Origin of the sequence: Leifsonella bigeumensis, assembly GCF_039537265.1 — a bacterium.
Classification (GTDB): domain Bacteria; phylum Actinomycetota; class Actinomycetes; order Actinomycetales; family Microbacteriaceae; genus Terrimesophilobacter; species Terrimesophilobacter bigeumensis.
The window spans coordinates 240,965-261,911 of record NZ_BAABAE010000001.1; the positions used below are offsets into that span (position 1 = coordinate 240,965).

At 66.5% G+C, this 20,947-nt stretch carries 20 protein-coding genes and 3 tRNA genes; 10 read left to right on the top strand and 13 right to left on the bottom strand.

All coding sequences use genetic code 11. From position 1 onward, the window contains the following. Positions 1-5: 5 nt before the first annotated feature. Together ABD678_RS01205 and ABD678_RS01210 are read right to left on the bottom strand one after the other, a co-directional pair. Positions 6-365, bottom strand: coding sequence for a heavy-metal-associated domain-containing protein (locus ABD678_RS01205; RefSeq protein WP_344752890.1), 360 nt, complete (start codon positions 363-365; stop codon positions 6-8). A gap of 138 nt (positions 366-503) precedes the next feature. Beyond that, positions 504-587 (bottom strand) — tRNA-Leu (locus ABD678_RS01210). Positions 588-757: 170 nt separating this feature from the next. On the opposite strand from ABD678_RS01210, the gene ABD678_RS01215 reads away from it, so the two are divergent. From ABD678_RS01215 to pknB, 7 genes are all read left to right on the top strand, one after another. After that, complete coding sequence (locus ABD678_RS01215; RefSeq protein WP_344752892.1) at positions 758-1,510, top strand: DUF3662 and FHA domain-containing protein; 753 nt, start codon at positions 758-760, stop codon at positions 1,508-1,510. Beyond that, complete coding sequence (locus tag ABD678_RS01220; protein WP_344752894.1) at positions 1,507-2,031, top strand: FHA domain-containing protein FhaB/FipA; 525 nt, start codon at positions 1,507-1,509, stop codon at positions 2,029-2,031. Before ABD678_RS01215 ends, ABD678_RS01220 begins: the two co-directional genes overlap by 4 nt. Positions 2,032-2,035: 4 nt before the next feature. Then, the gene (locus ABD678_RS01225; RefSeq protein WP_344752896.1) at positions 2,036-3,280 is read left to right on the top strand and encodes a PP2C family protein-serine/threonine phosphatase; all 1,245 of its coding nucleotides are present in this window, start codon (positions 2,036-2,038) and stop codon (positions 3,278-3,280) included. A gap of 103 nt (positions 3,281-3,383) precedes the next feature. After that, positions 3,384-4,712 (top strand): FtsW/RodA/SpoVE family cell cycle protein, encoded by a 1,329-nt coding sequence (locus ABD678_RS01230; RefSeq protein WP_344753521.1) that lies wholly within the window; start codon positions 3,384-3,386, stop codon positions 4,710-4,712. Then, positions 4,709-6,148, top strand: a complete 1,440-nt coding sequence (locus ABD678_RS01235) for a peptidoglycan D,D-transpeptidase FtsI family protein (RefSeq protein WP_344752898.1) — start codon at positions 4,709-4,711, stop codon at positions 6,146-6,148. Before ABD678_RS01230 ends, ABD678_RS01235 begins: the two co-directional genes overlap by 4 nt. After that, positions 6,145-7,776, top strand: a complete 1,632-nt coding sequence (locus ABD678_RS01240; protein WP_344752900.1) for a protein kinase domain-containing protein — start codon at positions 6,145-6,147, stop codon at positions 7,774-7,776. The genes ABD678_RS01235 and ABD678_RS01240 overlap by 4 nt, the downstream gene beginning before the upstream one ends. Before the next feature lie 60 nt (positions 7,777-7,836). Next, positions 7,837-9,558 carry a Stk1 family PASTA domain-containing Ser/Thr kinase gene (pknB, locus tag ABD678_RS01245; RefSeq protein ID WP_344752902.1) on the top strand — a complete coding sequence of 574 codons (1,722 nt, stop codon included), beginning with the start codon at positions 7,837-7,839 and terminating at the stop codon, positions 9,556-9,558. 6 nt (positions 9,559-9,564) lie between these two features. On the opposite strand, the gene ABD678_RS01250 is transcribed toward pknB, so the two are convergent. Next, positions 9,565-10,245, bottom strand: coding sequence for an anthranilate synthase component II (locus ABD678_RS01250; protein WP_344752904.1), 681 nt, complete (start codon positions 10,243-10,245; stop codon positions 9,565-9,567). Positions 10,246-10,406: 161 nt separating this feature from the next. Continuing rightward, positions 10,407-11,183, bottom strand: a complete 777-nt coding sequence (locus ABD678_RS01255) for a class E sortase (protein WP_344752906.1) — start codon at positions 11,181-11,183, stop codon at positions 10,407-10,409. 89 nt (positions 11,184-11,272) lie between these two features. On the opposite strand from ABD678_RS01255, the gene ABD678_RS01260 reads away from it, so the two are divergent. After that, a complete protein-coding gene (locus ABD678_RS01260) occupies positions 11,273-11,530 on the top strand; it encodes a cell division protein CrgA (protein WP_344752908.1) in 258 nt (85 codons plus the stop codon). Between the two features lie 71 nt (positions 11,531-11,601). Here ABD678_RS01260 and ABD678_RS01265 read toward each other — a convergent pair whose 3' ends face one another. Both ABD678_RS01265 and ABD678_RS01270 read right to left on the bottom strand, forming a co-directional pair. Continuing rightward, positions 11,602-12,456 carry a rhomboid family intramembrane serine protease gene (locus ABD678_RS01265; protein WP_344752910.1) on the bottom strand — a complete coding sequence of 285 codons (855 nt, stop codon included), beginning with the start codon at positions 12,454-12,456 and terminating at the stop codon, positions 11,602-11,604. 19 nt (positions 12,457-12,475) lie between these two features. Further along, positions 12,476-13,015: a peptidylprolyl isomerase gene (locus tag ABD678_RS01270; protein WP_344752912.1), complete on the bottom strand. Its 540-nt coding sequence runs from the start codon at positions 13,013-13,015 to the stop codon at positions 12,476-12,478. 128 nt (positions 13,016-13,143) lie between these two features. Here ABD678_RS01270 and ABD678_RS01275 point away from each other — a divergent pair, with 128 nt between their 5' ends. Beyond that, a complete protein-coding gene (locus ABD678_RS01275) occupies positions 13,144-13,665 on the top strand; it encodes a DNA helicase (RefSeq protein WP_344752914.1) in 522 nt (173 codons plus the stop codon). 46 nt (positions 13,666-13,711) lie between these two features. Here ABD678_RS01275 and ABD678_RS01280 read toward each other — a convergent pair whose 3' ends face one another. Further along, positions 13,712-14,176 carry a hypothetical protein gene (locus ABD678_RS01280; RefSeq protein ID WP_344752916.1) on the bottom strand — a complete coding sequence of 155 codons (465 nt, stop codon included), beginning with the start codon at positions 14,174-14,176 and terminating at the stop codon, positions 13,712-13,714. A 131-nt stretch (positions 14,177-14,307) separates the two neighbouring features. Continuing rightward, on the bottom strand, positions 14,308-14,736 hold the full coding sequence (locus tag ABD678_RS01285; RefSeq protein ID WP_344752918.1) for an NUDIX hydrolase: 429 nt from the start codon (positions 14,734-14,736) through the stop codon (positions 14,308-14,310). A 76-nt stretch (positions 14,737-14,812) separates the two neighbouring features. On the opposite strand from ABD678_RS01285, the gene ABD678_RS01290 reads away from it, so the two are divergent. Beyond that, positions 14,813-15,475, top strand: a complete 663-nt coding sequence (locus tag ABD678_RS01290; protein ID WP_344753523.1) for a TOPRIM nucleotidyl transferase/hydrolase domain-containing protein — start codon at positions 14,813-14,815, stop codon at positions 15,473-15,475. Here ABD678_RS01290 and ABD678_RS01295 read toward each other — a convergent pair. From ABD678_RS01295 to gyrB, 5 genes are all read right to left on the bottom strand, one after another. Next, positions 15,466-15,538, bottom strand: a tRNA-Ala gene (locus ABD678_RS01295). The two genes, ABD678_RS01290 and ABD678_RS01295, sit on opposite strands and share 10 nt — an antisense overlap. 118 nt (positions 15,539-15,656) lie before the next feature. Next, a tRNA-Ile gene (locus tag ABD678_RS01300) sits at positions 15,657-15,730 on the bottom strand. A gap of 50 nt (positions 15,731-15,780) precedes the next feature. Next, complete coding sequence (locus ABD678_RS01305) at positions 15,781-16,188, bottom strand: DUF3566 domain-containing protein (RefSeq protein WP_344752919.1); 408 nt, start codon at positions 16,186-16,188, stop codon at positions 15,781-15,783. Continuing rightward, entirely contained in the window at positions 16,181-18,778 is a 2,598-nt protein-coding gene (gene gyrA / locus ABD678_RS01310; RefSeq protein ID WP_344752921.1) for a DNA gyrase subunit A, read from the bottom strand. The genes ABD678_RS01305 and gyrA overlap by 8 nt, the downstream gene beginning before the upstream one ends. Positions 18,779-18,847: 69 nt before the next feature. Then, positions 18,848-20,821, bottom strand: a complete 1,974-nt coding sequence (gene gyrB / locus ABD678_RS01315) for a DNA topoisomerase (ATP-hydrolyzing) subunit B (protein WP_344752922.1) — start codon at positions 20,819-20,821, stop codon at positions 18,848-18,850. Positions 20,822-20,947: the final 126 nt, after the last annotated feature.

The window sequence follows — 20,947 nt, forward strand, 5'->3', positions numbered from 1 at the left end:
GGCGGTCACCGGGGCGAGTTCACCAGGGCGTAGCCCGCCTCCTCGACGGCGGCGCGGACCGCGTCGGTGTCGAGCGCTGCGGAGCTCTCGACCGTGACGACGGATGTTCCGCCCGCCTCGAGCGCGACGTCGACGGAGGCGACGCCGGCGAGGCCGGACAGCTCCTCCGTGACGCTCGCGACGCAGTGCCCGCAGGTCATGCCGGTCACGAGGAAGTCCTCCCGAAACGCAGCCGATTCCGCAACGGGTTCTTCGGTCGATGCGCTCGCACCCTCGCCGCACCCGCAGCCGCCGCAGGAACAGCCCGCGCTCGCCGGCGCGCTCAGGTCGGTCAGGGTGAGTTCGTTCGGGCTGGTGATGTCCATGCTGCTTCCTTCGTGGTCGGCGGCGCGCGGATGCGATGGGCGCCTACTCGACTATACCCCCTATGGGTATGTCTTCGCTGACCGGGCAGGCCGACGCAGCACGGAGAACAGCCCGGGCGAAGGAGAAGCAGACAACTGTGCGCGAGGGGGGACTTGAACCCCCACACCCTTGCGAGTACTGGCACCTGAAGCCAGCGCGTCTACCAATTCCGCCACCCGCGCGTGCTAGCGAGATTATCACAGCGCCAGGGCATCCTGAGCGGCCCGCTGCGGCATCCGCGGGCCGAGGTCTCGGATACCGCCGACATCATCCTCTCGACGGGGATTCGCCGTGATTCGACCTCGGCCCCAAACCCAGCGGCTAACATCGACAGGGTAGGAGGAGGAGACCCTTGGGCCTGTTGGACAGCTTCGAGAAGGGACTTGAGCGAGTCGTCAACGGCGCCTTCGCCAAGACCTTCAAGAGCGGGCTCCAGCCGATCGAGATCACCGCCGCCCTCCGCCGAGAACTCGACACCAAGGCGGCGGTCGTCGCGCGCGACCGCATCCTCGTCCCCAACAAGTTCGTCGTCAACCTCAGCACGCGCGATCACGAGCGGATGTCCGGCATCGGCCCGACGCTCATCGACGAACTCGTCCAGCTCGTCCAGACGCACGCCACCGCTCAGCACTACCAGTTCGCCGGAGGCATCAGCATCCGCCTCGCAGAGGACACCGGACTCGGCGAAGGCGTCGTGCGCATCGAATCCACCAACGTCAAGGGCGAGGTCAGGTGGACCCCGATCCTCGACATCAGCGGCAAGCGGTACCCGATCACCAGATCGCACACGGTGATCGGGCGCGGCGCCGAAGCCGACATCACCGTCAACGACCCCGGCATCTCACGTCGACACGTCGAAATCCTCTGGGACGGCAAGCGCGCACAGGTCAACGACCTCGGCTCCACGAACGGCTCCCAGCTCGACGGAACGCCGGTCACGAAAGCCGCCCTGCCGCCCGACTCCGTGATTTCGATCGGCAGAACCCGTATCGTGTTCCGGGTGCTTGCCCAATCAGCGACGATCGACCAGTTCTCGGACCTGCGCATCGACAAGCCGCGCACCGGCTCCGGTGAGAGCTCCCGCGACGGTGGTGGTGGCTGGTGAGCGAACTCACCCTCCTCGTCCTGCGCTTCGGATTCCTGGCGCTGCTCTGGGTGTTCGTCTTCGCGGTCGTCTACGCGCTGCGCACCGACCTCTTCGGCCAGCGGGTGCGACGGATGCCGACCGAGAACGCGGCCTCGCCGTTCCCGGCCGGGGCACCGGCATCCGCCGGCGCGACCGCCCCGAAGTCCCAGCCCTCGCCGAAGCCGGCGGCCGGCCCGGCGACCGTCGACACCGCCAAGCGCCTCGTCATCACCTCCGGCGCCAAAGAGGGTCTCGAACTCGAGCTCACCGCCGAGCCGCTCACCATCGGGAGATCCGGCGAGAGCGGCTTCATCATCCGCGACGACTACACCTCGACGCACCACGCACGGCTCATGCTGTGGGGTGAGGAATGGGTGATCCAGGACCTCGACTCGACCAATGGCACCTTCCTCGACGATGTCCGGGTCACCGTGCCGACGCCGGTACCTCTTAATACCCCGATCCGGATCGGCACGACGAGTTTCGAACTGCGACGGTAACCGGATGGCCATATCGGGCAAGAGCGCGGCCGTCTCCCATGTCGGGAAGATCCGGGCCAACAACCAGGACTCCGGCTACGCCGGGCGGCACCTCTTCCTCGTCGCCGACGGGATGGGCGGCCATGCCGGCGGTGACGTCGCCTCCGCGATCGCCCTCAAGAGGATCATCGAGGCCGACAAGTCCTACGCCTCCGCGCAGGATGCCGAGTTCGCCCTGCAGACCGCCCTCCTCGCCGCCAACACCATGCTCGCCGAGACCGTCTTCGACCATGCAGAACTCACCGGTATGGGCACGACCGTCAGCGCCCTCGCGCGCGTCGGCGACCAGATGGCGCTCGCCCATATCGGCGACTCGCGCATCTACCTCTACCGCGATGGCCTGCTCGAACAGATCAGCGCCGACCACACCTTCGTGCAGCGCCTCGTCGACAGCGGCCGCATCACGCAGGAGGAGGCTGCGGTGCACCCCCGCCGATCGGTGCTCATGCGCGTGCTCGGCGACGTCGACTCCTCGCCCGAGATCGACACGACCATCCTCGACACCCGCCCGGGCGACCGCTGGCTCATCTGCTCCGATGGTCTCAGCAGCTACGTCTCCGACGACAAGATCGCCGCGACGCTGGGGAACTTCCCTGGCACGAAGGATGCCACCAACCGCCTCGTGCGCGAAAGCCTCGACCAGGGCGCGCCCGACAACGTCACGGTCGTGCTCGTGGACGTCGGGGACGGACCGGACTCCTCCTCCAACCCCCCGCAGACGGTCGGCTCCGCCGCCCTGCCCCTCACCTACGAGGCGGACAGCGCCAGGCGGGCCCTTCGCCTCCCGACGCTCCTGCTGCATCCGCTCAAGTCGGCGCAACACGAGGACAGCCACTTCGAGCCGGAATCGGAGGAGTACCTCGACGAGCTCATCCTCGAGGACAAGCGCCGCGCCCTCCGCCGCCGCATCACCTGGCTCGTCGGCATCCTGCTCATCATCGCCGCGATCGTCGTCGCCCTGCTCTTCGTCTACCGCTGGACCCAGACCCACTACTACGTGGGCGCCAACGGCGAGACGGTCGCGATCTTCCAGGGCGTGCAGCAGGATCTCGGCCCGATCTCACTGCACAGCGTCTACCAGCAGACCAGTATCAAGCTCGAAGACTTGACCCCGTACACGCGATCGACGATCGAGGACACCATCAGCGCGGACAACCTGGACGACGCGCGCGCCATCATCCAGAGATTGGCCGACTCGACCGATGGCTGACCTGACCCGGGAGGTCTCGACGACCAGGCCCGCCCCGCCAGCCGCATCCGGCAGCCGGGCGGGCGGCGGAACCGGCACCGGGTCGATCCGGCTCCGGCTGCACATGCCGGCCAAGCTGCGCAACCTCGAGCTCATCCTCCTCACCTTCGCCTGCCTGCTCAACGGCGGAGCCGTCGTCCTCGTACAGCTGGGGGCTCTCGGCGAGATCCAGACCGACATCATCTGGCTGGGCGGCGGCCTCGCGGCGCTCGCGATCGGCCTGCACATCGCCCTCCGGTTCGTGGCCCCCCAGGCCGACCCGTTCATCCTTCCCATAGCGACCCTGCTCAACGGGATCGGAATCGCCGAGATCTACCGGCTCGACATCGCGGCGAAGCACGTCGGTTGGGGGGCGGACGGCATCCGCCAGATCGTCTGGACCGCGATCGCCATGGCCATCGCGCTCGGCGTGATCATCCTCATCCGCAATCACCGGGTTCTGCAGCGCTATCGCTACATCGCGATGTTCACCGGGATCGTGCTGCTCCTGCTGCCCATGCTGCCCCTGATCGGGTACGAGCAGTTCGGCGCCCGGCTGTGGATCCGCCTCGGCATCTTCTCGTTCCAGCCGGGCGAGTTCGCCAAGATCGCCCTCGCGGTGTTCTTCGCCGGCTACCTCGTCCAGGCCCGCGACAGCCTCTCCCTGGTCGGCCGCAGGTTCCTCGGAATGCGCTTTCCGCGCGCCCGCGACCTCGGCCCGATCCTCGTCATCTGGGCGGCGGCGATGGGCGTCCTCATCATCCAGCGCGACCTGGGCACCTCCCTCCTCTATTTCGGCCTCTTCCTCGTCATGATCTATGTCGCCACCGGACGGCTCAGCTGGATCGTGCTCGGCCTCCTCCTCTTCGTCGGGGGTGCGATCGTCGCGAGTCAGTTGTTCGGATACGTCGCCTCGCGATTCCACGGCTGGCTCGACGCGTTCAACCCGGATGTTTACGGCGCCGCCGGCGGAAGCTACCAGCTTGTGCAAGGGCTGTTCGGCCTCGCGCACGGCGGCCTCATCGGCACCGGTCTCGGCGAGGGGCGTCCCCAGATCGTCCCGCTCGCCGAGAGCGACTACATCATGGCGAGCCTCGGCGAGGAACTCGGCCTCGCCGGACTCTTCGCGATCTTCGCGCTCTACCTCATCCTCGTCTCGCGCGGCATGCGCATCGGCTTCGCCGGACAGGATGACTTCGGCCGACTGCTCGGGGTCGGCCTCTCCTTCGTCATCGCCCTCCAGGTGTTCATCGTCGTCGGCGGGGTCACCAGGGTGATTCCGCTCACCGGCCTCACCACCCCCTTCCTCGCGGCGGGGGGCTCCTCCCTCGTGGCCAACTGGGTGATCGTGGCCCTGCTGCTGCGCCTCACCGACACCGTGCGGCACCAGCCGCGACTGGTGGTGAGTCCGTGAACAAGGAGCTCAAGCGCGTGAGTGCGGCCATCCTCGTGATGTTCGTCGCCCTGCTGTGCTCGGCCACCACGATCACGGTGCTGCAGGTCGACAACCTGCGGGCGGACGGCCGCAACGTGAGAACCCTCTACGACAGCTACTCCGCCGAGCGCGGCCCCATTCTGGTCGCCGGCCAGCCGATCGCCGAGTCGTCGCCCGTCGACGACCAGTACAAGTTCCAGCGCGTCTACACGAACCCCGAACTCTACGCGGCGATCACCGGATACTTCACGCTCAACCAGGGCACGACAGGTGTCGAGGGCTCCCTCAACGACTACCTGAGCGGGAGCGCCAACGATCAGTTCCTCGCCCAGGTCAACGCCATCCTCACCGGTCAGACTCCCAAGGGTGCCGCGGTCGAGCTCACGATCGACCCCGTCGTTCAGCAGGCGGCCTGGGATGCGCTCGGCAGCAACACCGGCGCCGTCGTGGCACTCGATCCGAAGACCGGTGCCATCCTCGCCATGGTCTCCAAGCCCTCCTACGACCCGAACCGGCTGGCCTCCCACGACACCGGTGCGGTCATCGCCGCCTATGACGAGTTGCTGGCCGATCCGACCGACCCGCTCATCAACCGGGCGATCGCAGGCGACCTGTACCATCCGGGCTCGGTCTTCAAGCTCATCGTCGCCTCGGCGGCGATCGACAGCGGGAAGTTCCTCCCGGAGAGCACTTTCCCGAACCCCGCCCGCCTCCAGCTCCCGCTCAGCACGAACACCATCTCGAACTCCGGCGGCGGAACCTGCGGTCCAGGCGAGAAGGTGAGCATCGCCGACGCGCTGCGGCTCAGCTGCAACATCCCGTTCGCCGAGGTCGGCGCCGCGATCGGCCAGCAGACGCTGCGCGAGTACACCACGATGTTCGGTTTCGGCACCGAGGTCGACATCCCCATGCCCGCAACCCCGAGCTCGATTCCGGACCAGCTGGATGCGCCCCAGCTCATGCTCTCCTCCTTCGGCCAGGCGAACGTGCAGGTCACCCCGCTGCAGATGGCCATGGTCTCCGCGGGCATCGCCAACGGGGGGGTCGTCATGCAGCCGAACCTCATCCATTCGATCATCGCGCCGGACCTCACGGTCCTCCAGCCGTTCCAGCCGGATGTCTTCAGCACGCCGATCAGCGCACAGACGAGCGCGACACTCACCCAGCTCATGGTCAACAACGTCAACAACGGTGCCGCGAGCAATGGCAGAATAAGTGGAGTCGATGTGGCCGGCAAGACCGGAACAGCACAGAACGGCGAGGGTCGGCCCTTGACCCTCTGGTTCACCGGATTCGCCCCTGCAAACGACCCACAGATTGCCGTTGCAGTCGTTGTCGAGAACGGAACCAGCTTCGGCAACGCCGTCGCAGCACCAATCGCGAGGAAAGTCATTGAGGCGGTGCTGAACAAATGAGACCCACAAGCGGCCTCACTTTCGGTGGTCGATACCAGCTCGCCAACCGCATCGCCATCGGCGGCATGGGTGAGGTCTGGCAGGCGAGCGACCTCGTGATCGGCCGCACCGTGGCCATCAAGATCCTCAAGGACGAGTACCTCGGCGACCCCGGCTTCCTCGAGCGGTTCCGCGCCGAGGCCCGCCACGCGGCGCTCGTCAACCACGAGGGCATCGCCAACGTCTTCGACTATGGCGAGGAGGAGGGCAGCGCCTACCTCGTCATGGAACTCGTCCCCGGCGAGGCGCTCTCGACGATTCTCGAGCGCGAGCGCGTGCTCGCGACCGATCGCGTGCTCGACATCGTCGCCCAGACGGCCTCCGCGCTCCACGCCGCACATGCCGCAGGGCTCGTGCACCGCGACATCAAGCCCGGCAACCTGCTCATCACCCCGGACGGGCGGGTGAAGATCACCGACTTCGGCATCGCCCGCATCGCCGACCAGGTACCGCTCACCGCGACCGGCCAGGTGATGGGGACGGTGCAGTACCTCTCCCCTGAGCAGGCGAGCGGACATCCGGCGTCGCCGACGACCGACATCTACTCCCTCGGCATCGTCGCCTACGAGGCTCTCGCCGGGCGCCGCCCCTTCACCGGCGAGTCGCAGGTCGCGATCGCCATGGCGCAGATCAATGAGACGCCGCCCGACCTGCCGGTCACCGTTTCCGAACCGGTGCGGAACCTCGTCTACTCGTGCATCGCGAAGAATCCCTCCGACCGGCCCGCCTCCGCCGCACACCTCGCGCGCGCTGCACAGGCCCTTCGGCGCGGGGATGTCGCCGCGGCAGCCGCGGCGGTACCCGGTGTGCTCGGGGATTCATCGCTCGGTACCGCGTTCGGCAATACTGCGACGACCCGTGTTCTCCCCTCCCTGGAGGAGAACGGCACTCGCGTGCTCCCCGTGGAGACGAAGCGTCGCAACCCGTGGACCTGGCCTCTCATCGCCCTCATCGCCATCCTGCTCGTGGTGCTCGTCGGCGCGATCATCGCCCTGCTCACGCAACCGAGTGGCAACACCGGCCCGTCTTCCCCGCCGCCGTCGAACACCGTCTCCCAGAAGCCGACCTCATCGACCACGCCCAGCTCGGACCTCGTCAACATCAAGCTCTCCGACTTCGAGGGGATGACCCAGGACGAGGTGGAGGCGGCACTCGACAAGCTCGAACTGGCCTACAACGTCACCGAGGGCACGGTGGCCCCGACGAAGGCGGATGAGGGCAGGGTGTACTGGATCGCCCCGGCGGGCAACGTGCCGAAGGGGACCGTCATCAATGTCAGCATCTATGCGCCCATCCCACCACCGGCCAAGCCGGGCGACCTGAGTGCGAGCCCCGGCGGTCCCTACGCTCCCAACGATGCCGTGACCCTGAACTGGTCCACCTACGACTGCCAGTCGGGGACGCTCGACGGATACAGCATCCAGATCGAGGACGGCACGGTCACGAGTGCCAACCCGGTCCCGCCCGGAACGACGACGGCGAACATCACCGTCCGTTCCGACCCCGGCACCACGAAGGTCTCCTACACGGCATCCTGCTCGGGGGTCGCCTCGCCGATGTCGAACGTGCTCACACTCACGGTCGAATGATCCGCAGCGACGAGCGGGTACACTTGCAGGCAATTGCCCCTGCACCCGGGAGAATCACACGTGACTGAAGGCACTCGCCTGCTCGCCGGCAGGTACCAGATCGGTGCCCTCCTCGGTCACGGAGGTATGGCGGACGTCCACGTCGGCACCGACACCCGTCTCGGCCGCAAGGTGGCCGTCAAGCTGCTGCGTCCTTCACTCGCGAACGACCCCAGATTCCGCCTGCTGTTCCGCGAGGAGGCGCAGAAGGCGGCGAGGATGGCGCATCCGACGATCGTGCGCGTGTTCGACGCCGGCGAGGAGACCGTGCGCGACGCCCACGGTTTCGAAACGCAATTGCCCTTCATCGTCATGGAGTACGTCGACGGACGGATGCTCAAGGACATCATCGCGGACGGCCCGCTCGAACCGAGCGAGGCCGCTCGCATCGCCGGGCAGGTGCTGACCGCCCTCGAGTACAGCCATCGCGCGCTCCTCGTGCACCGCGACATCAAGCCGGGCAACATCATGGTGACCCAGTCGGGTCAGGTCAAGGTCATGGACTTCGGAATCGCCAGGGCGGTCTCCGACAACTCGGCGACCGTCGCCGACACGAGCGCCGTGCTCGGCACCGCACAGTACTTCTCCCCTGAGCAGGCGCGCGGCGAAACGGTCGACGCGCGCACCGACCTGTACTCGACCGGGGTCGTGCTCTTCGAGCTGCTCACCGGCAAGCCGCCGTTCCACGGCGAACGTCCCGCTGCGGTCGCCTATCAGCACATCAGCGAGACCCCGGTGAAGCCGAGCTCGCTCAACCCGAAGGTCTCACCGGCGCTCGACGCCGTCGTGCTGCACTCCCTCGCCAAGGACAAGTTCGAGCGGTTCCAGTCCGCCGCCGAATTCCGTGCCGACCTCGAGGCCGCCGCGGCCGGCGAACTGCCGGTACGCAAGGTCGCCAAGGACGACTTCAACGCGACGCTGTTCGGAGTGAACCCGAACGCGCGGGCCGGCTCCGAGGCCACGATGCGTCAGCTCTCGAACTCGGCCGATGACCGGGTCGTCAGGACCCAGTCCCGTCCGCCGGTCGCCTGGATCTGGGCGGGCATCACGATCATGGCGGTCATCCTCATCGGGGTCACGGTCTGGGTTCTCAACCTCAAACCGACGGACATCGGCTCCGCCCTTTCGGTGAATGTGCCCGACATCGTCGGCATGACCTACGAGAGCGGCGCACAGGAACTGATGGATCTGAACCTCGTGCCGACCCGGCTCGCGGAAGCAAGCGATACCGCCCCTGAAGGCACCATCACGCGCGTCGACCCCGAGGCGGGCACCAACGTCGCGAAGAGCTACCCGGTCAGGGTGTGGGTGTCGACCGGTCGCAGTGTCGTCTCGGTGCCCGCCGTGACCAACATGACCGAGGAGGACGCCATCAAGGCCCTCAAGGATGCGGGCCTCGAATACGGGCAGTCCAACTCGGCCCACTCTCCGACCGTTGCCGCCGGCGTCGTCATGGGAACGAGCCCTGACAGCGGTGCGTCCGTGCGCCAGGGGACGATCATCGACCTGCTCGTCTCCGACGGCCTCGTCACGGTCCCGAAAGTCACCGGGCTCACGGTGTCGGAGGCCAACAGCAAGCTCGCCCCGCTCGGACTCAACATCTCGATCGTCCCCGATGACAGCTGTATCGGTAACAAGGTGGCGAGCCAGTCGCTCTCGCCGGGCGACCACCCGCAGAAGTCGTCCATCACGCTGCGCTATTGCAGCGGCTCGCCGGAAGAGCCGCCCGCCGAGGAGGAGTGAGGAGCGCTACCCCAGGTTGACGAGGGGGGTGAGCCCCTTGGCCGCAGCCCTCGCCGTCGTGAGGCCGGCCACCGCGAGCCAGTTCGCGAGCAATTGATAGCCACCCTCGGTCAGTACCGACTCCGGGTGGAACTGCACCCCGAACACCGGCGCCGACTCGTGGCGGAGCCCCATGATGACACCGCCCCGGATGCCGGGAGCCGGCGTGCTCGAACCGGCCGCTCCGGCGACCGTGCGCGAGGTCACGATCAGCTCGGGCGGAACCGTGGAGTCGACGACCGCAAGCGAGTGGTACCGCGTCGCGGTGAACGGCTGGGGGACGCCCTCGTACAGTTCGCTGTCGTCGTGCGTGACGAGCGAGGTCTTGCCGTGCATGAGCTCCTCGGCGATCGTGACCGTCGCCCCCAGCGCCTCCGCGATGGCCTGATGGCCGAGGCAGACTCCGAGCAGCGGGACTCCCCCGTCGATGGCCGCGTGCACGAGCGGGATCGACGCCCCGGCCTGCGCCGGAGTGCCCGGCCCGGGAGAGAGCAGCACCGCGTCGTATCCGTCGAGGGCAGTCGAGGCATCCGCGACGACCGCGTCGTCGTTGCGCACCACGGTCGTCTCGGCGCCGAGCTGCAGCAGGTAGCCGTTCAGGGTGTAGACGAAGCTGTCGTAATTGTCGACGACGAGAATGCGCGTCATTATTCGGTCACCGTCGCATCCGGAATCGGAATGAGGGAGTTCACCCAGGGGAAGACCCACTCCTGGAGACAGAACAGCACTCCAGCGAGGGCCACCAGCAGAATGAGGACGCGGACCCATATCGGTCCGGGCAGCACGCGCCACAATGCACCGTACATGGTCTAGCCCTTCGCATTCACGAGGTCGGCGATCGCCTCCGGAGGCCCGGCGGAGATCGGCTGCCATGAATCGAGGATCGCATAGGCGACGATGCGTTCTGCGACGGACCACTTCGGGTTGCAACTCATGATGGTGAGCAATCGCTCACCGGCGGTCTCACCGGAGCTCTGAGGAACCGGATCGAGCACCCCCACCCCGCGTGGACCGACGTACTCGAGATTGCGGAAGCTGTAGGTGTAGTAACCGTCCTTGGTCATCACGTAGAGCTTGTCTCCCAGCCGCAACTGGTCGATGTCCCGAAACGGCGCACCATAGGTCAGCCGGTGCGCTGCGAGAGCGAAGTTTCCCAGCTCCCCGGGGAGCTGCGTCTCCGGGTAGTGGCCGATGCGCTTCGTGTTGAGCACGTCCTGGACCCCGATGCCCTCGGCCACCTGGCGCACCCAGTCCTTTCCGAACCGCGGCACATACATGACCGCGAAGGTCTCCGCGTTGCCGGAGGCCGGTGTCACGACGGGATCCCCGTAGTCGACCGTGGTCGGCTCCCGGTTGAGGGAGAAGTTGCCGGCGTCCCAGGTCTGGGCGATCTCGGCGGCGACATGGTTCTGCTCGTCGCCGACGATGACATCGTTGAGCCAGAGCTGCCACCCGAGGAACAGGAAGACGAGCACCCCCGCGGTGATGAGGAGTTCCCCCAGCACGCCGACGACGCTGACGCGACGGAGACGCCGCCGTCTCACTTGTGCGAGCGCCTTGCGGGTCACGATCGGGTCGTCGGCCATGGAGTCGATTCTAGGCGCACCCGCGGCGGTGTCGGGTCGGAGAGGTCCTCGCCGAGACCGCCCCCGATCTTTCACGCTAGAATTCCGGCATGGCCAGAACCACGACGAAGTCCAACCGCTCCGAGGAGAACAACGGTGGCGAGAACCGCACGGGGGACGACGCGCCCAATGCCATCTGGTTCAAGCCCATCATGTTCGGACTCATGCTCGTCGGGCTCGCCTGGATCATCGTCTTCTACGTGAGCCAGGGCACGCTGCCGGTCGCTTCGCTCAAGGACTGGAACATCCTCGTCGGTTTCGGCATCCTCTTCGTCGGGTTCCTCATGACGACGCGTTGGCGGTCATAGCCAAAGCGATTGGTCCCGGGGAACAATTACAGTCGTGTAATTATCCCCACTGTGGATAACCCTGTGGAGAGTCAGGCACCAAATCTGGCGTGCAGGAGCAGAACCCCCACCACCGTCAACACCACGAGCCCGACCAGCACGCCGAGAAGCAGCAGGCGCTGCTCGTTCCGCTTGGCCGCCGCCCGCGTCCTCAGGAACACGAACGCGACGATCCCACCCACCACGAGCCCGCCGATGTGGGCCTGCCAGGCGATGTTCGGAATGACGAAGCCGATCACGAGGTTCAGGCCGATCACGATGACGAGCTGAAGGCTGTTGCCTCCCAGCTTTCGCTGAATCACGAAGAACGCCCCGAGCAGGCCGAAGATCGCCCCGGATGCACCGAGCACCGCACTCGTGGGCGCCATCAGCAGGACCGCAACCGACCCTCCGAGCCCGCTCAGCAGATAGAGGGCAAGGAATCGCCAGCGCCCCAGCGAGCGCTCCAGGATCGGTCCGAAGATGAGCAGGGAGTACATGTTGAAGAGGATGTGCAGGAACGAGCCGTGGAGAAACAGTGCGGTCAGCATCCGCCACGGCTCGAACTCGGTGATCGGCGGGAAGTAGACGAGCGCTCTGGTCGCCGCGCCCGAGTTGGGCCCTCCCGTCAGGTACTGGACGATGAAGACGACGAAGCACAGCGCGATGATCGACCAGGTGACGACCGGCGCAGTGCTGGTGCTGCGCAAGGCTGTCACGACGCGCGGCTTGGTCCTCGGCGCACTCTGCCGGGCCTCCCGCATGCACTCCGGGCAGTGGAAGCCGACCGCGGCGGGTGTCTGGCACTCGCCGCAGATGGTGCGGCCGCAGCGCTGGCACAGTACGAAGCTCTGGCGATCCGGATGCCGGTAGCAGTAGTTCTCCGGGTCGCGGGACGCGTCGCTCACGCGGGGGAGCCCTCCACGATCAGAATTCTTCGATCGTGATGCTCTCGATCACGACCGGCTCGATCGGACGGTCGCGGCCGTCCTTCTTGACCGACTCGATTCTCTTGACCGTGTTCTTCGACTCCTCATCCTCGACGAGGCCGAAGATCGTGTGCTTGCCCTGCAGCCAGGGGGTCGGAACGGTCGTGATGAAGAACTGCGATCCGTTCGTACCGTGGCCCATCTGGATGCCGGCATTGGCCATCGCGAGCACGTAGGGCTCGTTGAAGTGGAGTTCGGAGTGGATCTCGTCGTCGAACTGGTAGCCGGGTCCGCCGACGCCCTGCCCGAGCGGGTCGCCGCCCTGGATCATGAAGTCGTCGATGATGCGGTGGAAGATCACCCCGTCGTAGAGCGGCCGGTTCGTCTTCTGGTTGGTGGCCGGGTCGGTCCACTCGATCGTGCCGGTGGCGAGGCCGACGAAGTTGGCGACGGTCTTCGGCGCATGGTTGGCGAGCAGGTTGACGGTGATGTCGCCGAGGCTCGTGTGGAGGGTCGCGACGTGGGTGTGTGCAGGCATCTGCCAATTGTTTCACAGCGGCGAGGCCGGCGCCGTTTCAGCGTTCGCCCAGCCTGAGCGTGTTTGCTGCCGGATGAGCCCGTGCGAGGATAGTGGGAGTGTCCGACCACCATAGACGGAGGTTACCGATGGGACTGTCACGCAAGCGTCGGCGCGAGCTGGGCCGGCTGAAGCGCGGAGCATCCGAGTTGTGGGATGACCAGAAGGATGTCCTCGAGCACGCGTCCAAGGTCGTGCGGGAAGCCCGTCGACAGCTCTCCAACGTGAGCCGCGAGGAGGTCGCCCCCCGCGTGCGCGACGCCTTCGAGAACCGGGTTCGCCCCGGTGTCGAGTCCGGTCTGGAGGCCGGACGCCAGTTCGCGGATGCTGCGGGCCGGAAGGTCACGCGCGACGTGCTTCCCGCCGTGTCGTCGGCTCTCGGCACGGCGCTCGCCGCGCTCGAGGTCGCGAAGAGCCCGCAGGTGCGCCGGGCGCTCAGCCGGGTGGGCACCGCCTCGAGGGCGGTCGTGCCGGCCAAGGCGGCACCCGGTCCCGGTCGCTATCTCCTCATCGGAATCGGGATCGTCGCCGCAGCGGGCATCGCCTACGCCGCCTGGCAGACCCTGCGCGCCGACGACGAGCTCTGGGTCAGCGACGAGCTCGAGGCCTAGCCCCGGGCCCGCCGCCCAACCAGCAGCCAGTCAGACCAGCGGTCGGTCAGCCCTTCTTGAGCGGATGCCGCATCCGGTCGAAGTAGAGCCACGCGAAACCGGCGATGATGAGCACACCGTCGACGGCGTGCAGGAACCCATACCACTTGCTGACACCGAAGCCGAGGCCGACCAGCAGCCCCTGGACGAAGTACAGCAGAAGGAAGAGCACGATCGGCAGCACCCACACCTTCCAGTTCGCCCGGGAGAGGACTCCGAGAATGAGGAGCACCACGGCGAGCCCGTAGAGGATCATGCCGTTGATCGCGTGCGGTTCGAACGCTGCCATGCCCCACGCCTGGTCGCCGGGCTTCTCCTCCGCGCCCCAGAAGCCGAGGGCCGCGAAGGCGACCTGGAGAAGGCCGAGCACGAGGCCCAGGAGCGCCAGCCACTTGAAGATCACATCGCAGACGACGCGCCAGCCGGCGACGGGCTTGCTTGCTGTGGAGGGGGTAGTTATTGCAGAACTCACGTTGTTCCTTCCCTTGCGCCGGCCCGTCGCGAGGACGGAATCGGCCTGGTGAATGCATGAAAGGTTCGTCGGATGTCCCGGCGGGCCAACCAGAACATTACTCCTCAGGCGACCCCGCGCAAGAGGAAATCTCAGACAGTGTTCGTATCGGTCGCGAACCCGATTCCGATGTCCACGAGCTCGACATGCGGGATGCCGGCGACCTCGGAGAGGTCGAACCAGGCCGCTTCGTCAGTGCTGCCTCCGAGTTCGTTCCTCAACTCGCCGCCGGTGACGTCCGCCCGGTAGAGAATGCGGAGCGAGTGCAACGGCGTCGCGCCGCCCCGGATGCGATCCTCGGGCGCGACGACGTGCGAGTCGATGCCGAGCAGGCCACGAAGGGCCGCCGTGTGGCCGGTCTCCTCGAGGATCTCGCGCCGAGCCGCATCCGCCGGATCCTCACCCGGTTCAAGCCCGCGACCGGGTAGCGTCCAGCCGGTGTGCCCGGCCTCATTCCAGTGGGCGAGAAGGATGCGACCGCCCTCGATGATGACGCCGTACGCGGCGATCCGGATGTCCACCCCATGACTCTAATGAAACTCCGCAGTCGAAGCGTGAGGGAGCAGTCCCGATGGCAGACTGGATCGCGTGACTCGGATGACGCGGTTCCGTGAGGCCGTCATCGACGAGGCCTCCCGCGGCACCCCGGTATCGCTCTCTCCGCTGCGTTCGCTCGCGCGAGACGCCGGAGTGACGACGGCAATCCTCGTCGAGGGGGTCAGCGACCAGGCTGCACTGGAGACGTTGGCCGCACGCCGGGCTCGCGACCTCGAGGCAGAAGGTGTCTGCATCGTCCCGCTCGGCGGGGCGACGAGTATCCGGCGCTTCCTCGAGCGACTCGGCCCACACGGTCTCGATCTCCGGCTGCTCGGCCTGTGCGACGTCGGTGAGGAGCGTTACTTCCGTCGCGGACTCGAACTCGCCGGCGTAGGACGCGAACTCGGCGCCCGTGACCTCGAGGCGCTCGGATTCTTCGTCTGCGACGCCGATCTCGAGGCGGAACTCATCCGCGCTCTCGGGTCTGATGGCGTGGAGCGGGTCATCGAGGCGGAGGGGGACCTGCGGGCGCTTCGAAGCCTCCAGCGCCAACCGGCACAACGCGCACGTACGCGCGAAGAGCAGCTCCATCGCTTCATGGGTTCGATCGGGGGGAGGAAGGCTCGCTATGCGAGCGCACTCATCAATGCGGCGGAGCCAGGCCGCATCCCACGGCCCCTGGATCGCCTGCTGGCTTCGCTGCGAACTGAGAGTGGAGCCTAGGAGAATCGAACTCCTGACCTCCTGCTTGCAAAGCAGGCGCTCTACCAATTGAGCTAAGGCCCCGTGCTAGCTAGCGCGCCGGCGCTTCTCCGGCGCGCGTGCGGTTTTGCCGACCGCGCGCGAGCGCTCGGCAAAACCGGCCACCTGAAGTAGGTGCGTCGCACCAAACTATTGAGTTGCGTGGGGATACCAGGACTTGAACCTGGGACCTCTTCGTTATCAGCGAAGCGCTCTAACCGCCTGAGCTATATCCCCGAGTGGGCAGATACGAGAGTATCGCACCGGCCCTGCGATCACGTAATCAACTAGTTGTTCGTGAAACCGACCAGCAGACCACCGGTGAGGCGCACGCTCAGGTTGTAGAGCGCAGAAGCGATCGCACCGAGCGCCGTTCCGATGATGACGCTCAGCCCCGCGACGATCAGGGTGAACACCATGACCTTCACCAGGGAGAAGCTGTCGAGCACGTTGAACGTCGCGTCCCCGAGGATATCGATCATGATGTTGGTGAGCTGCTCGAAGAGCCCCGTCGAGTTGAGCACGATCCAGATCAGGAACGTCGCCACGATCTGAACGATCCCGACGCACAGCGAGATCAGGAACGACAACTTCACCGCTGACCAGAAATCGATGTACACGAGCTTCAGGCGCACCTGTTTGGTGGCAGCCGCCCGCTGCGACTTGCGCTGGAGCTTCTCCGCGACGCTACTCATCTACCGTTTCGTCCTTCCCGACCTGGTCGGCATCCGTTTCGGGCCCAGCCGCCGGAGCGACATCGCCGCCCTCGTCCTGGCCCTCCAAGTTTCGTTCGCTGTTCTTCGCGATTGCGATGATCCTGTCGTCGTCCGCGAACCTGGCGAACACGACACCCATGGTGTCACGACCCTTGGCCGGCACTTCGGCCACGGCAGAGCGTACCACCTTGCCACTGGCAAGAACCACAAGAACCTCGTCGTCCTCCTCGACGATGAGCGCCCCGACCAGATCGCCGCGCGCCTCCTGCAGTTTCGCCACCTTGATGCCGAGGCCGCTGCGGCCCTGCACCCGGTACTGCTCCACCTCGGTGCGCTTGGCGAACCCGCCCTCCGTCACCACGAAGACGAAGCCGTCGTCGGCCACAACGGATGCCCCGAGCAGTTCATCGCCCGCCCGGAAGTGCATGCCGATCACCCCGGAGGTCGCCCGGCCCATCGGTCGGAGCGCCTCGTCGTCCGCACGGAACCGCAGCGACATCCCCTTGCGCGAGACGAGCAGGATCTCTGAAGTCTCCTCCACGAGCAGCGCAGAGACGACCTCGTCGTCCTCACGGAGGTTGATCGCGATGACGCCGCCCGACCGATTCGTGTCGTACTCGGTGAGTAAGGTCTTCTTCACCAGTCCGCCGCGGGTGGCAAGCACGAGGTAGGTCGCCGACTGGTAGTCGGTGATGTCGAGGATCTGCGCAATCTCCTCGTCGGGCTGCAGTGCGAGCAGGTTCGCGACGTGCTGGCCCTTCGCGTCCCGGCCGGCCTCCTGCAGTTCGTAGGTCTTCGCGCGATAGACCCGGCCCTTGTTGGTGAAGAACAGCAGCCAGTGGTGCGTCGTCGTCACGAAGAAGTGCTCGACGACGTCGTCCGCGCGCAGCTGGGCGCCCTTGACTCCCTTGCCGCCGCGGTGCTGGCTGCGGTAATGGTCGCTGCGGGTGCGCTTGACGTAGCCGTCGCGCGTCACCGTGACGACCATCTCCTCCTCGGGGATGAGGTCCTCGACGTTCATGTCGCCGTCGAACCCGAACATGATCTCAGTGCGCCGGTCATCGCCGAACCGGTCGATGATCTCGGTGAGTTCGTCGCTCACGATCTGCCGCTGGCGCTCCGGCTTCTTCAGGATGTCCTGGTACTCGGCGATGAGACGCTCGAGCTCGGCCGCCTGGTCCTGAATCTTCTGCCGCTCGAGCGCGGCGAGCCGGCGCAGCTGCAGGTTGAGGATCGCGCTCGCCTGCAGCTCGTCGACCTTGAGCAGCTTCATGAGGCCGTCGCGCGCCTCCTCGACGGTGGGCGAACGACGGATGAGCGCGATGACCTCGTCGAGTGCGTCGAGTGCCTTGAGGTAGCCGCGCAGGATGTGGGCATCCGCCTCGGCCTTCGCGAGCCGGAACGTCGTGCGCCGCACGATCACGTCGATCTGGTGCTCCACCCACAGCGTGATGAAGCTGTCGAGCGGGAGGGTGCGCGGGATGCCGTCGACGATCGCGAGCATGTTCGCGCCGAAGTTCTCCTGCAGCTGGGTGTGCTTGTAGAGGTTGTTGAGCACGACCTTCGCCACCGCGTCGCGCTTGAGCACGATAACGAGCCGCTGGCCGGTACGCCCGGAGGTCTCATCCCGGATGTCGGCGATCCCCGAGATCTTGCCCTCCTTGACGAGCTCGGCGATCTTGAGGGCGAGGTTGTCGGGGTTGACCTGGTACGGCAGCTCGGTGACGACGAGGGCCTGCCTGCCCTGGACTTCCTCGACACTGATGACGGCGCGCATCGTGATCGACCCGCGCCCGGTGCGGTAGGCGTCCTGGATGCCCTTGACCCCGAGGATCTGCGCGCCCGTCGGGAAGTCCGGCCCCTTGATGCGCTCGAGGAGTGCCGCGACGAGCTCCTCCTGGCTGGCCTCAGGGTTCGCGAGGTGCCAGAGAGCTGCGGCGCCGACCTCGCGCAGGTTGTGCGGCGGGATGTTGGTGGCCATGCCGACCGCGATGCCGACCGAACCGTTGACGAGCAGGTTCGGGAAGCGGCTCGGGAGCACGAACGGCTCCTGGGTGCGGCCGTCGTAATTGTCCTGGAAGTCGACGGTCCCTTCCTCGATGTCGCGCACCATCTCGAGCGCGAGCGGGGCCATCTTGGTCTCGGTGTACCGGGGGGCAGCCGCCCCGTCGTTGCCGGGGGAGCCGAAGTTGCCCTGGCCGAGCGCGAGCGGGTAGCGCAGGCTCCACGGCTGTACGAGGCGCACGAGCGTGTCGTAGATCGAGGCGTCGCCGTGCGGGTGGAACTGGCCCATGACCTCGCCGACCACGCGCGTGCTCTTGGAGAAGGCCTTGTCTGGACGGTATCCGCCGTCGTACATCGCGTAGATCACCCGGCGGTGCACGGGCTTCAGGCCGTCCCGTACCTCGGGCAGCGCGCGCCCGACGATGACACTCATCGCATAGTCGAGGTAGCTGCGCTGCATCTCCAGCTGCAGGTCGACCTGCTCGATCTTGTCGTGCGCGAGGTCGATCTCACGGCCGGGGATCTGCGGGTCCTCCGGCTCGGTGGTGTCTGGTTCGTCTGCCATATTTCTGATTTCGTTCGGTGTTCCGAGGTGGTCGCGGGTCGGTGTCGACGGGCTCGACCGGAGAAGGGACTAGATGTCGAGGAAGCGAACGTCCTTGGCGTTCTTCTGGATGAAGTTGCGTCGCGACTCGACATCGTCGCCCATGAGTGTGGAGAAGATCTCGTCGGCGGCGAGCGCATCGTCGAGCGTCACCTGCATGAGGGTTCGCGTCTCGGGATTCATCGTGGTCTCCCAGAGCTCCTGGTAGTCCATCTCGCCGAGACCCTTGTAGCGCTGGATGCCGTTGTCCTTCGGCAGTCGCTTCCCTGCCGCGACGCCATCCTCGACGAGCGCATCGCGCTCGCGATCCGAGTACACGTACTCATGGGGCGAGTTGCTCCACTTGAGCCGGTACAGCGGAGGCTGCGCGAGGTACACGTAGCCGAGGTCGATGAGCGGCCGCATGTAGCGGAACAGCAGGGTGAGCAGCAGGGTCGTGATGTGCTGGCCGTCGACATCCGCATCGGCCATGAGCACGATCTTGTGGTACCTGGCCTTCTCCGGAGCGAAGTCCTCGCCGATGCCGGCGCCGAACGCCGTGATCATCGCCTGCACCTCGTTGTTGGCGAGCGCCCGGTCGAGCCTGGCCTTCTCCACGTTGAGGATCTTGCCGCGCAGCGGAAGGATCGCCTGCGTCTCGGGGTTGCGGCCCTGCACGGCGGAGCCGCCGGCCGAGTCGCCCTCGACGATGAAGATCTCCGACACGCTCGGGTCGCGGCTCGAGCAGTCCCGCAGCTTGCCGGGCATGCCGCCCGACTCGAGGAGCCCCTTGCGCCTCGTCTGCTCGCGCGCCTTGCGCGCCGCCATCCGCGCCGCCGCCGCCTGCATCGACTTGCGGATGATGTCGCGCGCCTGGGTGGGGTTGCGGTCGAACCAGTCGTTCAGCTGGTCGCCGGCGATGCGCTGCACGAAGCTCTTCGCCTCGGTGTTGCCGAGCTTGGTCTTCGTCTGGCCCTCGAACTGCGGCTCGGCGAGCTTGACCGAGATGACCGCGGTGAGCCCCTCCCGGATGTCATCCCCGGTGAGGTTCTCGTCCTTCTCCTTGAGGATGGCCTTGTCGCGCGCGTACTTGTTGACGAGCGTCGTGAGCGCGGCGCGGAAGCCCTCCTCGTGGGTGCCGCCCTCGTGGGTGTTGATCGTGTTCGCGTAGGTGTGGACGCTCTCCTGGTAGGCGTTGGTCCACTGCATCGCGATCTCGACCGAGATCTTGCGCTCGGTGTCCTCCGATTCGAAGGAGATGATCTCCTCGTGGATGGCCTCGACCTTCTTCGCCGAGTTCAAGTACTCGACGTAGTCGACGAGACCCTGCTCGTACAGGTAGGTGACCTCGAGGAGTTCACCGTCGCCTTCGAGGTCCCTCTCGTCGCGAAGCGTGATCGACAGGCCCTTGTTGAGGAAGGCGACCTGCTGGAACCTCGCGCGCAGCGTCTCGAAGTCGAACTCGACGGTCTCGAAGGTGTCGGCGCTCGGCCAGAAGGTGATGATCGTTCCGGTGCCCTCGACCGCCTCCTCCTGCTTGAGCGGTGCCTGAGGCACGCCGTGCCGGTACTCCTGCCGCCAGGCGTGGCCCATGCGGTGCACTTCGACCTCGAGCCGGCTCGACAACGCGTTGACCACGGAGACGCCGACGCCGTGCAGCCCGCCCGAGACCGAGTATCCCCCGCCGCCGAACTTGCCGCCCGCGTGGAGGATGGTCATGACCACCTCGACGCTGGACTTCTTCTCCTGCTTGTTCTGGGCGACCGGGATGCCGCGGCCGTTGTCGACGACCCGGATGCCGCCATCCTTCGTCATCGAGACGATGATCGTGTCGCAGTACCCGGCAAGCGCCTCGTCGACCGAGTTGTCGACGACCTCGTAGACGAGGTGGTGGAGGCCGCGGGGGCCGGTGGACCCGATGTACATGCCGGGGCGCTTGCGCACCGCCTCAAGTCCTTCGAGTACCTGGATCTGGTCGGCGCCGTAACTGTCGTCAGGCGCGGAGGACGTGGGCTTTGCTGACATGAATGAATCGGGCTCCTGCCTGGTGGTTTCTTCGGGCTCCGCTCCTGTGCCAGTAGCTGCCTCGACGACCATTCGATTCTATCAAAGTCAGCCTCACGAAAGGCCGAATTCGGGCATCTGGGGACT

Coding starts and splice junctions, on each gene's coding strand:
- ABD678_RS01270 (WP_344752912.1), bottom strand. CDS start 13,015: ATGCCTGCACACACCCACGTCGCGACCCTCCACACGAGCCTCGGCGAC.
- gyrB (WP_344752922.1), bottom strand. CDS start 20,821: ATGTCAGCAAAGCCCACGTCCTCCGCGCCTGACGACAGTTACGGCGCC.
- gyrA (WP_344752921.1), bottom strand. CDS start 18,778: ATGGCAGACGAACCAGACACCACCGAGCCGGAGGACCCGCAGATCCCC.
- ABD678_RS01260 (WP_344752908.1), top strand. CDS start 11,273: ATGGCCAGAACCACGACGAAGTCCAACCGCTCCGAGGAGAACAACGGT.
- ABD678_RS01290 (WP_344753523.1), top strand. CDS start 14,813: ATGACGCGGTTCCGTGAGGCCGTCATCGACGAGGCCTCCCGCGGCACC.
- ABD678_RS01205 (WP_344752890.1), bottom strand. CDS start 365: ATGGACATCACCAGCCCGAACGAACTCACCCTGACCGACCTGAGCGCG.
- ABD678_RS01240 (WP_344752900.1), top strand. CDS start 6,145: ATGAGACCCACAAGCGGCCTCACTTTCGGTGGTCGATACCAGCTCGCC.
- ABD678_RS01250 (WP_344752904.1), bottom strand. CDS start 10,245: ATGACGCGCATTCTCGTCGTCGACAATTACGACAGCTTCGTCTACACC.
- ABD678_RS01305 (WP_344752919.1), bottom strand. CDS start 16,188: ATGAGTAGCGTCGCGGAGAAGCTCCAGCGCAAGTCGCAGCGGGCGGCT.
- ABD678_RS01225 (WP_344752896.1), top strand. CDS start 2,036: ATGGCCATATCGGGCAAGAGCGCGGCCGTCTCCCATGTCGGGAAGATC.
- ABD678_RS01230 (WP_344753521.1), top strand. CDS start 3,384: ATGCCGGCCAAGCTGCGCAACCTCGAGCTCATCCTCCTCACCTTCGCC.
- ABD678_RS01275 (WP_344752914.1), top strand. CDS start 13,144: ATGGGACTGTCACGCAAGCGTCGGCGCGAGCTGGGCCGGCTGAAGCGC.
- ABD678_RS01255 (WP_344752906.1), bottom strand. CDS start 11,183: ATGGCCGACGACCCGATCGTGACCCGCAAGGCGCTCGCACAAGTGAGA.